The 12,612-nt window shown below is 43.1% G+C and carries 11 protein-coding genes; 1 reads left to right on the forward strand and 10 read right to left on the reverse strand.

Annotated elements, in window-relative coordinates; all coding sequences use genetic code 11:
- Positions 1-208: 208 nt before the first annotated feature.
- The 3 genes from ACZZZC_RS10580 to ACZZZC_RS10590 all read right to left on the reverse strand — a co-directional run bounded on the left by ACZZZC_RS10580 (position 209) and on the right by ACZZZC_RS10590 (position 2,727).
- A complete protein-coding gene (locus ACZZZC_RS10580) occupies positions 209-1,012 on the reverse strand; it encodes an SDR family NAD(P)-dependent oxidoreductase (RefSeq protein ID WP_463487139.1) in 804 nt (267 codons plus the stop codon).
- 161 nt (positions 1,013-1,173) lie between these two features.
- Positions 1,174-1,755: an arylesterase gene (locus ACZZZC_RS10585; RefSeq protein WP_463487140.1), complete on the reverse strand. Its 582-nt coding sequence runs from the start codon at positions 1,753-1,755 to the stop codon at positions 1,174-1,176.
- Positions 1,756-1,758: 3 nt separating this feature from the next.
- Complete coding sequence (locus ACZZZC_RS10590) at positions 1,759-2,727, reverse strand: SDR family oxidoreductase (protein ID WP_463487141.1); 969 nt, start codon at positions 2,725-2,727, stop codon at positions 1,759-1,761.
- 78 nt (positions 2,728-2,805) lie between these two features.
- On the opposite strand from ACZZZC_RS10590, the gene ACZZZC_RS10595 reads away from it, so the two are divergent.
- Positions 2,806-3,174: a DUF3253 domain-containing protein gene (locus ACZZZC_RS10595; RefSeq protein ID WP_463487142.1), complete on the forward strand. Its 369-nt coding sequence runs from the start codon at positions 2,806-2,808 to the stop codon at positions 3,172-3,174.
- Positions 3,175-3,278: 104 nt separating this feature from the next.
- On the opposite strand, the gene ACZZZC_RS10600 is transcribed toward ACZZZC_RS10595, so the two are convergent.
- The 7 genes from ACZZZC_RS10600 to ACZZZC_RS10630 form a co-directional block, all read right to left on the reverse strand.
- Positions 3,279-5,516 (reverse strand): xanthine dehydrogenase family protein molybdopterin-binding subunit, encoded by a 2,238-nt coding sequence (locus tag ACZZZC_RS10600; protein ID WP_463487143.1) that lies wholly within the window; start codon positions 5,514-5,516, stop codon positions 3,279-3,281.
- 17 nt (positions 5,517-5,533) lie between these two features.
- Entirely contained in the window at positions 5,534-6,553 is a 1,020-nt protein-coding gene (locus ACZZZC_RS10605; protein WP_463487144.1) for an FAD binding domain-containing protein, read from the reverse strand.
- Positions 6,546-7,061, reverse strand: coding sequence for a (2Fe-2S)-binding protein (locus ACZZZC_RS10610; RefSeq protein ID WP_463487145.1), 516 nt, complete (start codon positions 7,059-7,061; stop codon positions 6,546-6,548). The genes ACZZZC_RS10605 and ACZZZC_RS10610 overlap by 8 nt, the downstream gene beginning before the upstream one ends.
- A 149-nt stretch (positions 7,062-7,210) precedes the next feature.
- Positions 7,211-9,337, reverse strand: a complete 2,127-nt coding sequence (locus tag ACZZZC_RS10615; RefSeq protein WP_463487146.1) for a xanthine dehydrogenase family protein molybdopterin-binding subunit — start codon at positions 9,335-9,337, stop codon at positions 7,211-7,213.
- A gap of 9 nt (positions 9,338-9,346) precedes the next feature.
- The gene (locus ACZZZC_RS10620) at positions 9,347-10,333 is read right to left on the reverse strand and encodes an FAD binding domain-containing protein (protein ID WP_463487147.1); all 987 of its coding nucleotides are present in this window, start codon (positions 10,331-10,333) and stop codon (positions 9,347-9,349) included.
- A 12-nt stretch (positions 10,334-10,345) separates the two neighbouring features.
- Positions 10,346-11,128: a (2Fe-2S)-binding protein gene (locus ACZZZC_RS10625; protein ID WP_463485921.1), complete on the reverse strand. Its 783-nt coding sequence runs from the start codon at positions 11,126-11,128 to the stop codon at positions 10,346-10,348.
- Between the two features lie 342 nt (positions 11,129-11,470).
- Complete coding sequence (locus ACZZZC_RS10630) at positions 11,471-12,472, reverse strand: SDR family oxidoreductase (RefSeq protein WP_463487148.1); 1,002 nt, start codon at positions 12,470-12,472, stop codon at positions 11,471-11,473.
- Positions 12,473-12,612: the final 140 nt, after the last annotated feature.

The following is a 12,612-nucleotide window of genomic DNA, read 5'->3' on the forward strand; positions in this document are numbered from 1 at the left end:
TATTGTGGAGATGATGCTTGATGCTACACAAAATTATAATATCAGCACATGCAGCGTTTCCTATTGTGAATAATACATTAAAAAGATGCATTATTTATTATTCTGATTTTATAGAATATTACCCGTTTATCAATATAATGCACTTTCGCATCAAATAAACCGCCTAAACCCTCTCTTTCTTCAGCGTCTTTACGTCGCCCTGCCACATTTACTCCTTATTCTTCTCCGCTACAGGTTCCTGCATTTTTTCCATTTGCGCTGCCTGCATACTGTCAGGAGTGATGTTACCCATGGCTACCGTCATTTTGTTTTTGAAACCTGAAACCACCATATCCTGGCCAGCGAGCAGGGCTTCGTAACCATCTTTTGCTACTTTTGCAGCATCATCTAGATTACCTTCTTGCACAATTTTGGATTCAAGCATGTCAGCTTTGTTGAAGAAATCTGTATCAGTTGGGCCAGGCAGCAGTGAAGTAACAGTTACTCCGGTATCTTTCAATTCTCTTCTTATGGATTCACTAAAAGAGTGCACAAAAGCTTTTGTACCGTGATAAACCGCTTGATATGGCCCCGGCGCTTTACTGGCAATGGAGGCTACGTTCAGGATTTTGCCAGTTCCACGAGCAACCATGTCTTTTGCATAATATTTGGTAAGGGTAACCAGCGATGAAATGTTGAGCTGTACAATGTCCAATTCGCGTTGCAGATCATTCTCAATGAACTTTCCATAAACTCCCTGGCCGGCATCATTGACCAATACATCTACCTCATATCCTTTTTGTTTAATTTCTTCGTATAGATCAGTTGCTCCATCTGGCTGAAAAAGGTCTTTACTGATGCTGCAGACTTCGATACCATTTTGTTTTAGTAGGCTTTCGGCTTCGGCTAATTTTTCCTCCTCTCTTGCTACGATAATCAAGTTGTGGCCATTCTGAGCAAATAGTTTTGCCAATTCTAAACCGATGCCGCTACTGGCTCCGGTAATTAGTGTGAAAAGTTTTGTGTTTTCCATGTCTCGATTGTTGATATTAATTCAACATGGTGAAATAAAAAAAAGTTTTATCGGATTTTTTGAGGAGATCAGTCTTGGTTGCATCCATCGGTAAAACTTGGAGTAACACTTAATTCAAAGTGTGATTTAAACCCGCAACTCAGAAGAAATCTGAAATAAAACTATAATGTTTTAACCGCACTGTGTTTGGCGATCATTGATTTTAGTTTTGGCCAAATGTTATCGGCTATGATTTGATAACCTGCTGCCAGGGGATGAACCCCGTCAAACATATTGAGGTGTTTTTTCCCTTCTACGCCTTCCAATAAAAATGGGACCAGTTCGCAATTATTTTCCTGTGCAAGTTCCTGATAGATGGTGCGGTAACCCGGCGCCCGGTTCTCCGGAATCCATGCTGGAAGCCTCATACCTAAAATTAAAATGTCTGCTTTGGGATATTTAGTATTTACTTTAGTTAGGATTTGCTGCATATTGGCTTTCAGGATATGTGCTTGGTGGCCTCTGAGCAAATCATTGGCACCAAGCTCTAATACAAAAATGTCGATTTCCTGATTCAATACGGCGTCAATACGGTTTAAACCAGTGGTGGAGGTATCGCCACTCAGTCCGACATTGACGACCTGAAAGTTCCAGTTTTCTGCGGCAATTTTCTCGCTGATCCGTGCAGGCAAAGATTCATGCAGCGGATCTTTCAAGCCATATCCAGCAGTTAAGCTATCGCCAAAAAATAACATTACAGGCATTGTTTAACGTTTAGATTTATTCAGTATCATAAGCCCAGCAGTAAGGGCAAGTATCCCTAGAGAGAGATATTTATGATGGGATCGTGGTTTACCAGGTATTCCCCAGCCGCCATGTACAGCGTTGCCATATTTTACCGTATTGAAAATATTTCCATTAGTAGCTGGAAGCTCAGCCGCATTTTTTAAATATCTTGATATAACATAACCAGCTATTCCCCTTGTTAAGCTTGGGGCGAGTGCGTAGGCATAACGCAAAAGGATGGCTGTGCTGCCCATCATTGTCGATGGCTTTGGGTGGCGTGAAATTTTTAAAATGTCTGCAGCAATCCGGTTAGGATCGTATACTGGTGGTGCGGGTTTTAGCTGTTTGCCTGTATAGTTTGCGGCGTGCTGGATGCCTGGAGTATCAAGAAAGGCAGGGAAGGCATCACATATATGAATGTTTTTGAAAGCAGAAAGTTCCGCTTTGAGTGCGGCGCTAAATCCACGCAGGCCGAATTTACTGGCAGAGTAACCCACCCCATAAGGAACCGGTAAAAATCCACCTATGGATATATTGTTGATCAAGATGCCATAACCTTGTTTTTTGAAGTAAGGGAGGATGGCATGTGCGCCATTCATGTAGCCTAACAAGTTTGTTTTTATCACCTGCTCGGTTACTTCCATGGGTGTTTTGTCGAATTCGCCCACAGCAAGCACGCCTGCATTATTGATCCATACGTCAATCGTATTTCCAAAATCGGCCGCTGCCGCTGCCAGATTAATCACATCATGATATTGAGCGGTATCGGTTTGGATACATTTAACTTCCGCCCCAATAGTTTGACATTCTTCGGCAAGCTCTTGTAAGGCAGCCATATTTCTCGAAGCTAGGATGAGTTGATCGCCATTCGCCGCGAAAGTAAGGGCAATAGCTCTTCCCGCACCACTTGATGCGCCGGTAATGACAACAGTTCTTTTTTTATCGGTCATATCATTACAACCAGTGGCTTATATAAATTGTTTAGGAAATGGCTGCTAGGCATCAAAAAGCAAGAATACTTTGTTCAATTGAAAGCTTCTAATAAGGGGAAGATTAGCTTAAACCATTTACAGTTCGAAAAATATTCTGGGCATTTTAAAGCAATAGCCTCCTACATTTGTTATCCATTTATGGTGATGCTATCAGAAATATCGAAAACCATTTTAGCTGAGGCGGATAAACGTGGACCAGATAAAAGTACCTGTCCTTCGGAAATTGCCCGGATGCTTTTTGGTGATGATTGGCGGAAGGAGATGGGAAAGGTGCGGGAGGTGGCCATTGGTTTGCATCGGGAAGGTAAGGTAGTGATCACACAAAAAGGAGTACCTGTTGATGTGGACCATATCAAAGGGCCTGTACGCATCAAAATTAACCAAACGGAAAATATCAGCGACTAATGTGTGTTCGAGATTAATTACTGCAACTAGTAAAAGCTTCGTCCTTTCGGAGAAGCTTTTAATGGTTGAAAAGATATCGAAATCAGTTTCTTAGGTGAAATCCATTACATCAATTCATCAAAGTGAATGGGTAACTTATAGATTCTTTTGCCAGTTGCATTAAAAATTGCATTCGAAATGGCTGCGGGCATTCCTACCAGACCAATCTCACCCACACCCTTGGTACCAATTTCGTTAATTAATTCATCTTTTTCTTCTACGAAAATCACCTCCAACTGGCCAATATCGGCATGTACAGGAATATGGTATTCGCCGAGATTGGTGTTCATATACTTACCGAGGTTATGATCCATAAAGGTCTCTTCGTGCAGTGCTTTACTGATGCCCCAAACCATTGATCCAGATATTTGACTGGCAGCAGTTTTTGGGTTAATTATCTTTCCGGCGGCTACCGCGGTTACTGCTCTGGTGACCATTACGGTGCCAAGATCCTGATCTACCTCTACCTCGACAAAAGAAGCGCTATGGGTAGCCAAACTGTATTTCCGAAGTTTTAACATGTGCGGTTTGCCCATATTGGTGGTTTTAATGGGTTTGCCATTGTTAAAGGCAATAATGTCTTTTAGGGACACGAACACATTGGGCTGATTTTTTAAATGCATATTTCCTGCGCTGAAAAATACCTCCCCATCTTCCGAATTTTTAAAGGGAGAATCTGGCATTTTTGCCGCTTTTTTCAATAATTTTTTACGCAGTGCTTTTGCCGCTACCACAATGGCTACACCTGTAGATGAGGTAATGGACGAACCACCCTGAAACATCGAGAATGGCTTTTTGCTGTCGCCATAGTTGAAATCTACTTCTTCCAATGAAAGACCAAGCTCATCGGCTGCAATTTGAGTCATCACTGTTAGTGTACCTGTACCAATATCGGTTGTGGCGTTGTTTAGTACCATTCTTCCCTCTTTGGTAATCATGGCTTCCACCCGTGCAGGAAACTGAAAGGCATCCCAAATTCCTGTAGCCATCCCGTAACCTACCCATTTATTTCCACGCTTCGTAGACCGGGGTTCAGGATTTCGGTTGCTCCATCCAAATTTATCTGCGGCCTGAAGATAGCAATCGCGAAGGGCTTTGCTGGTGTAAGGTTTGTTGCTCGATGGATCGATCTCCGAATAATTAATCAGGCGAAATTCTAAGGGATCAATTTTAAGCTTGTGTGCCAGTTCGTCCATAGTGCATTCGATCGCATGCATGCCTGTGCTTCCACCCGGTGCCCGCATGTCAAGCGGCGTATACACATCAAGGGGAACCACTTTATGATCGAAAAGCGTATTTGGAGCAGGGTAAAGTTTATGGCTCCAGTTGGCAATCGCTTCTGTATAGTCTTCAAAATTGGAAGTTTCAGAAAAAACGCTATGGCCCAGGGCGGTAACGTTACCATCTACATCACTGGCGAAGCGCAGGTTTTGTTTCACCGGGGGGCGATGGCTAAAAAAGAACATTTGTTTACGCTCTAATACCACACGCACATTTCTTTTCAGGTGAAGAGCGGCCATCACACAAAGGAAAAGCTGATATTGCGGACGGAGGCCAGAACCAAAACCACCACCAACGAACGGAGCCAATACCCTTACGTCTTTATAGTGTAAACCGAAAATGTTGGCCACATAGAGCTGGTTATTAATCGTCCCTTGTGTTTTATCGTAAATCGTTAATTTCCCTTTTCCTTCGTATATCGTTGTTGTAGCAAACAGTTCGATCGGGTTGTGGTGCTCTGTACCATGCTGGAAAGTTGCGGCAACTTTTACAGGTGCCTGTTCAAAAGCAGTCTGGAAATCGCCTGTTGGTGGGGGTGGAGGCGGTTTCAAAGCTGTGGCAAATCCTTTTTTTGCAGAACGGCCATTTGGAATATTGCTTTCCAGATCGGTTTGGAAAGTTTCCTGCTCATACTCAAAAATAACTTGCGTAGAGGCGTATCTAGCCGTTTCGTAGCTCTCGGCCACTACCAAGGCAATAGGTTGTCCGTTGTAAAGAATATTTTCATCGGCAAGTGGCTTAAAAACAGTTCCTGGCGGCGCATCCATATCGGTATATTGTAAATCGAACCACGCCAGTTTTGTACGGTTTTTATGTGAAAGCACATCCACTACACCGGGGATAGCCATTGCTTGAGCAATATCGATATTGATAATCTTCCCTTTGGTTATCGGGCTGCTCACTACGTAACCATGAAGCAAATTATCTGCTTCATATTCTGCGGCATACTTTGCCTGGCCCGTCACTTTTAGTTTTCCTTCTAAACGGCTAACGGGCTGACCAACATTTTTGTTAAAATCCATTTTTGTTCATTTGTAGTTTAAGCAGATGGTTTTGCTCCTGGAAGCTGCGATTGAGGGTTTAAAGCCATGAGGCCATTGCGAATAATCGCTTTTTTAGCGAGGGCGATTTTAAAGTCGTTATGGCCATAACCTTTTGCATCTCGTAAAATAATATCAGCCGCGGCGGCAAAATTTGATTCATTTGCACTTTTATCCATCAGAAAATTTTCTGCTTCTGTTGAACGCCAGGGTTTATGCGCTACACCACCAAGTGCGATTCTTGCGTCTTTTATCATTTCTCCATCCAATTCTAATGCAGTAGCAACTGAAACGAGGGCAAAGGCATAAGAATGTCTGTCGCGAAGTTTGAGGTAAGAATAGTTTTGAGCGAAACTTTTATCAGGGAGATCTATTGATGTAATAAGTTCGCCAGGTTGGAGGTTATTATCCAAATCTGGCCGATCACCTGGCAGGCGATGGAAATCTGCAAAGGCAATGGTTCTTTTTCCTTCGGGTCCTTCTACATTAACCAGCGCATTTAAGGCGGCGAGCGCTACGCACATATCCGATGGGAAAACCGCAATACAATGATCACTCGTTCCTAATATTGCATGAATTCTGTTGTATCCGTCTCTGGCAGGGCAGCCGGAACCGGGATTTCTTTTGTTACAAGGCACATCAGGATCGTAAAAATAGTAACATCGGGTGCGTTGCAATAAGTTGCCACCATTACTTGCCATGTTTCTAATTTGAGCAGATGCGCCGGCAAGAATGGCTTTAGAGAGTAGGGGATACCTGTTCTCAATAATGGGATGATAGGCGGTATCGGCATTTTTGAAATTGGCGCCAAGTCTAACTCCTCCATTCGGCAGTTCTTCAATCTCTGCGAGACCATGAATGCGGTTGATGTCTATCAGTCCGCTTGGGTTGGTGATGTTGTATTTCCAAAGATCTAGTAAATTGGTGCCACCAGCTAAGTACTTCGTGTTATCTTGTTCACTGATGAGGTTAATGGCTGTAGCAATATCTTCTGCTTGCTTGTATTCGAAGTTATTCATGACCGCCTCCTGCTTTTACCTCCATAATGGCATCGATGATGCCAATGTTAGCGCCACAGCGACAGAGATTTCCACTCATCAGCTCTTTTACTTCCTCTCTGGTTTTAGCTTTTCCTTCTTTAATCAGTCCAATAGCACTGCAAAGTTGGCCGGGAGTACAGTAACCACATTGAAAAGCATCATGATCGATAAATGCTTGTTGTATTGGATGCAAATCGTCGCCATGGGCGATGCCTTCCACAGTAGTGATTTCGGAGCCGTTTTTCATTACAGCGAGAGTGAGGCAGCTTAAGATTCGCTTATCATCGCATATAATTGTACATGCCCCGCATTGGCCATGATCACATCCTTTTTTGGTTCCTGTTAAATTTAAATGCTCTCGTAAACCATCTAAAAGGCTTACCCAAGGTTGCACCTGAAGAATTTTTTGTTCACCGTTTACGGTCAGGTTTACCGTACAGTCGCCTTGCTTTAAATGGTTGAGGTTTTGCGTTTCGCTTCGCATCATGCTGAATTGTTAGTGGTAGGTACTCATTTGCTAACATTCAAAAACGCGGATAAGTTTGAGCTTTTTAAGTTTCTTTAACAATTATATCCTTGCAAATGGTCTTTCGATACTTTGAGCAGTACCAGATAAATTCCTCAGAAAAAGATTTTCTAAAGCAATTTATCTGGAGTAATCGGAAGTGAACGAATCCTTTTGCCAGTGGCATTGAAAACAGCATTTGCTACTGCGGCGGCTACTCCTACAATCCCCACTTCGCCAATTCCTTTTACACCCATTTTATTTGGAACGAAATCCTTTTCATTGATAAACATAGCGTCGAGATCACCAATATCGAGGTTGGTGGGCACGTGGTAATCTGCAAAAGAACGGGTTGCAAAATTTCCATATCGTGGATCGATAATGGATTCTTCGGTTAATGCCATACCAATGCCCCAAACAATACCCCCAATAATCTGCGATCGGGCAGTTTTAGGGTTCAGAATTTTTCCAGCACCTGTAACAGCTAAGAAACGCGTAACCTTCACCATCCCGGTCACGCTATTAACCCTTACCTCGGCGAAGTTGGCATTAAAGCTATGGGCAGAATATTTCTCTGCTTCGGCTGGTGCTTTAGAGTCTGACCGGGTTTGGAAATCGGCTATATTTTCTGAAATCATGAGCGCTGCTGCTGTCGGTCTTACGAAAAACTGTTTACCCGATTTCGCCAATAACTCATCGGTAATTTTGATGCAGGCATCGTTAACAGCGTTTGCAAAACTCGATGCTCCTACTGAACCTACTGAGCCTGCTGCGGGTGGCAAATCAGAATCACCAAGTTTCACAGTGATTTGCTTTACCGGCAAACCCAATCCATCGGCGGCGGTTTGTGCCAATATGGTGTTGGTTCCGGTTCCTAAATCTGAGGCGGCAATTTCTATAGTTGCATACACTAATTTATTTTTTAAACTGAGTTTGATTACGGCTGAGCTATCCCTTTGCCTGGCCGGGTAGGTGCCGCAGGCTACGCCATAACCGATCAAATCATCGCCAATTTTATTTGTGCCTGGTTCAGGTTTTCTTTTCGCCCATCCAAAGGCTTTTGCGCCTTCTTGTAAGCATTTTACGGTTGTTCTGGATGACCAGGGTTTGCCGTTGGAAGGGTCTTTTGCGGGTTCATTTTTTATTCTCAAATCAATTGGATCCATCTTTAACGTGTACGCTAATTCGTCCATCGCCGATTCGAGCGCAAAACTTCCTGTCGATTTTCCCGGGCCACGGGTATAAGTGGGCAAGATGAGGTTCATGGGAACCACGCGGTAACTGATTAAGCTGTTCGGAACTTCATACATCACTTTTGTACAATCTCCGCAGGGCTCGATATATTCACTATCTACCGCAGTGTGCGAAATTGTTTCGTGTGCGAGCGTTAGCAGCTTGCCTTCTTTGGTTGCGCCTATGCTTAGTTGTTGTATGTTTCTTTGGCGTAAACCTACAGAATTGAACATTTGTTGTCTGGTAAGCGCCAATTTTACTGGCCGGCCAACCATTTTAGCGGCTACTGCCGTCAGCACTAAGTTTGCCCACTGTCCACCTTTCGAACCAAAGCCGCCACCAATAAATGGAGAAATGATTCTGACCTGTTCTGGTTTGATATTTAATGTAGCTGCCGCAGCGGTTTGGGCACCGTTTATGATTTGCGATCCATTGTATAACGTTACTTGGTCGCCTTCCCATACTGCCACCGTAGCGTGTGGCTCCATTGGATGGTGGTGTTCAATAGGCGTTTCGTAGCTTGCCTCTATTTTGACTTCTGCATCTGCAAGTGCTGATTTTCCTGCCCCCCGTACTAAATCGGCCAATTCCTTTCCCTTAGGCATTTCAGGTGTTTTGGCGAGTTTGTCAAAGTCGATTTTTTCTTCTTTCTGATTGTATTCTACTGTAATTAAATGAGCAGCTGCAGTAGCCTGTTCAAAAGTTTCGGCTACCACTATTACAATGTGCTGGCCATGAAAAGTAATTTCTGGGCCTTGCAACAGCGCCCCACCCCGCAAACCTCCTTTGGTATTTAATGGCAGAATATTCTCATGGGTAATTATTTTGATCACACCAGGATATTTCTGCGCTTCTGTACTCCCGATACTTTTTATTTTACCTGCAGCAATGGTGCTTTTAAACAATACCGCGTAGGCCATATTCTTTGCGGGATAATCTGTGGCATACGTGGCTTTACCTGTAATTTTCAAAATCCCGTCGATGCGGTTTATCCCTTTGCCAATGGATTTGTTGCTGTCTTCCATATTCTACAATTAAATATTTCCTTTGAAAGCTGTTTCCAGCGCATTGATCAAAGCTTTTTTACCCATTTCTATTTTAAACTTGTTGTGTGCTAAAGGCTGTGCCAATGCCATTTCAGCTTCGGCAGCTTTTGCAAAGTTGGCGGCAGTTGCAGCTTTGTCTTTTAAATATGCTTCCGCATTTAGTGCTCTCCAGGGTTTATGTGCTACGCCACCCATTGCAATACTTGCTGTTTGAATGGTATTTCCGTTTAACGTTAAACCTGCAGCAACGGAAACCAAAGCAAAAGCATATGAATTTCGATCACGTATTTTAATGTAAGCAGAGTGTTCTGCAAAATCATTTTTGGGCACTTCAATAGCTGTAATCAGTTCACCATGTTGGAGGCTATTATCTTTCTCGGGGTGAGCCCCTGGAAGGATATGAAAATCTTGAAAAGGAATAGTGCGTTCCCTTTCACTGCTTATCACTTCAACATTAGCGTTTAAAGCGGAAAGGGCAATGGCCATATCTGAGGGATAGACTGCTACACAATCTCGAGTCCAGCCAAAAATGGCATGCATCCTGTTAAATCCTTCAAGCGCAGCACAGCCGCTTCCTGGATTCCTCTTGTTACAACGCATAGTGATATCGTAAAAATAGCTGCAGCGGGTTCTTTGCAATAAATTCCCTCCATTAGTAGCCATATTTCTAATTTGGGCAGAAGCACCAGCAAGTATCGCCATACTGAGCATGGGAAAGTTTTTACGAATAAGCGGATGGTTTGCTGTTTCGGTATTTTTGGCTAAAGCACCCAAAGAAATGCCTGAAGCGGTTGCTTTAATTTCTTTTAGCGAGAGGTTTCCAATATCAATAAGTTCATTTGGGAGGGCAACATGCTCTTTCATTAAATCGAGCAGATTGGTTCCTCCACCCAAAAAGGCAGCATCTGTATTTTTGTTGATTAAGGTAATTGCCTCAGCTGGGTTATTTACTGCACTAAATTTAAATGGTTTCATAACTGCGTCGGGTTAATCGGTAAATAGCCAGTTTTGCGGAACATTCTTGCCTGTTTGTGCTTCCTTTATTGCGGCAACAATGTTTGGATAAGCACCACATCGGCAAATATTGCCAGACATTCGCTCTGCAATTTCTTCGTCGGAGAGTATAATAGATTTTGGATCAGTACTTATTTTCTTCGTTGCAAAGCTTGCCTGTCCTTCTTTAGCTTCTTTCATCAATGCTACTGCAGAGCAAATTTGTCCTGGTGTACAAAAGCCACATTGAAAACCATCGTGTTTAAGAAAGGCCGCTTGCATTGGGTTAAGTTCGTTATCTTTTGCAAGGCCTTCAATGGTAATTACGGATTTTCCCTGGCAGGTTGCAGCTAGAGTGAGGCATGACAGAACGCGTTGGCCATCTACAATTACCGTACATGCACCACACTGCCCATGATCGCAGCCTTTTTTTGAGCCGGTTAAACCTATTCTTTCCCGAAGTGTATCCAGCAAGGTCATTCGCGAATCGACAAGTACATTGCGGGCAGTTGAATTAACTTTGAAATTTACCGTAACGCCATTTTCAATTGCTTCGGGTATCAAGTCAGGAATATCTTCCATTTCTACAGCCCTGGCAAAAAGTTGTTCGGCTCCTAGCGCATAGCTCGCTAACAAACCAGCTGTGGCCAGGCCCATTAGTTTTACAAAGTGACGGCGGTTAAATCCGGAGTGAAGTACATCTTCTAACTCTTCGGGCATGAGGTCGCCAAAAAGTCGGTGCTCTTCGGGGGTTAGCTTTGTTTTGTTATTTTTCATGTTGCTGTTTTCAGGTTAAAACAGTTGATATAGCGTTGATTAGACAACACCAATGAAGTTTAAACAGCAGTGTTGGATTATGGTTTTACTTCCGATAAAAAATGTTCAGTACTCTTAAGGCTAAAGTAATGTTGATGCCTCACCCTGTGAAGAAATTAGCGGTGATGCGAAATGCTGATAATAAGCAAGCAATATAATGGAATAACATCACGCCATAACGGAATGAAGTCAGGTTTTATTCTTTCGGGTTTAGGTTTATAACAGCTCAAAAAAACCTCTTCTTACAACCTGAAATATAACGGTTGCAAGAAGAGGTTCGAAACTTGAAAAGTTTAACTGGCTTTAAGGTTGCCCGCCGCCACCCATAGCGCCGTAAATTTGGCCAGTCGAGTAACTTGCGCTATTATCAGCTAGCTGAACATAAATTGAAGCAAGCTCCGCTGGTTGCCCAGGTCTGCCCATTGGGGTTGCTTTTCCAAATTCCTTTAATTTTTCGTTGGTGGCGCCGCCTCCAACCTGTAATGGTGTCCATATTGGTCCGGGTGCTACACCATTTACCCGCACGCCTTTTGGAGTTAAAAATTTTGCTAATGAACGTACCGTACTGGTGTTGGCTGCTTTGGTTTGAGCATAGTCAAATAATTCTGGTGATGGATCATTTGCCTGTTCGGAAGTAGTAACTATAATGCTTGATCCGGGTTTAAGATGTGGAATTGAAGCTTTAAGCAGCCAAAAAGGACCATAGATATTTGTCTTCATTGTAGCATCAAAATCTTCGGTACTAATATCAAGGATTGATGGTTTTGTTTGTTGACGGGCTGCGTTGCTTACTACAATGTCTAGTCCGCCTAAGCGTTTTACACTGTCATCCACTAACTTTTTACAGAAAGACTCTTCTCTTAAATCCCCAGGAATGGCAAATCCTTTTCTGCCAGCTTTAGTGATCAACGCAATTACCTCTTTAGCATCTTCTTCTTCTGCGGGCAAATAATTAATCACTACATCCGCACCTTCACGGGCAAAGGCAATGGCTGCTGCTCTACCCATCCCCGAATCGCCACCGGTAATGAGTGCTTTTCTTCCAGCTAAACGTCCTGAACCTTTGTACGATTCCTCGCCATGATCTGGTCTTGGATCCATTTTGCTGGCTAAACCTGGAAAAGGTTGCTGTTGCGGTTTAAAAGGCGGACGTGGATACTTTGTTGTCGGGTCTTGAAGTGCAGCTGCTGCAGTGCCTGTTAAAGCCACTCCGTCGGCACCGAAAACTGGCGAAACGGCCAGTCCGGCTAAGCCAACGCCAAGGCCCGTTACCGCCTGGCGCCTTGTTATTAATTCGTTTTTCATGTGATATATTTTAGGTAGATGTTTATGTTTTTAAATAAATTTTGGTACACTGAATTTCTTAAATTTCATTGCAATGGATTTTATATTAATGACACCGACTAATTGAAAAAGGTTTTATAAATGAAAACGTAATTCATTCT

The sequence above is a fragment of the Pedobacter sp. AC212 genome (assembly GCF_979258625.1).

What these genes read in the sequence shown, in the direction of transcription:
- ACZZZC_RS10580 (WP_463487139.1), bottom strand. Translation starts at nt 1,012, where the DNA reads ATGGAAAACACAAAACTTTTCACACTAATTACCGGAGCCAGTAGCGGC.
- ACZZZC_RS10585 (WP_463487140.1), bottom strand. Translation starts at nt 1,755, where the DNA reads ATGCCTGTAATGTTATTTTTTGGCGATAGCTTAACTGCTGGATATGGC.
- ACZZZC_RS10590 (WP_463487141.1), bottom strand. Translation starts at nt 2,727, where the DNA reads ATGACCGATAAAAAAAGAACTGTTGTCATTACCGGCGCATCAAGTGGT.
- ACZZZC_RS10600 (WP_463487143.1), bottom strand. Translation starts at nt 5,516, where the DNA reads ATGGATTTTAACAAAAATGTTGGTCAGCCCGTTAGCCGTTTAGAAGGA.
- ACZZZC_RS10605 (WP_463487144.1), bottom strand. Translation starts at nt 6,553, where the DNA reads ATGAATAACTTCGAATACAAGCAAGCAGAAGATATTGCTACAGCCATT.
- ACZZZC_RS10610 (WP_463487145.1), bottom strand. Translation starts at nt 7,061, where the DNA reads ATGATGCGAAGCGAAACGCAAAACCTCAACCATTTAAAGCAAGGCGAC.
- ACZZZC_RS10615 (WP_463487146.1), bottom strand. Translation starts at nt 9,337, where the DNA reads ATGGAAGACAGCAACAAATCCATTGGCAAAGGGATAAACCGCATCGAC.
- ACZZZC_RS10620 (WP_463487147.1), bottom strand. Translation starts at nt 10,333, where the DNA reads ATGAAACCATTTAAATTTAGTGCAGTAAATAACCCAGCTGAGGCAATT.
- ACZZZC_RS10625 (WP_463485921.1), bottom strand. Translation starts at nt 11,128, where the DNA reads ATGAAAAATAACAAAACAAAGCTAACCCCCGAAGAGCACCGACTTTTT.
- ACZZZC_RS10630 (WP_463487148.1), bottom strand. Translation starts at nt 12,472, where the DNA reads ATGAAAAACGAATTAATAACAAGGCGCCAGGCGGTAACGGGCCTTGGC.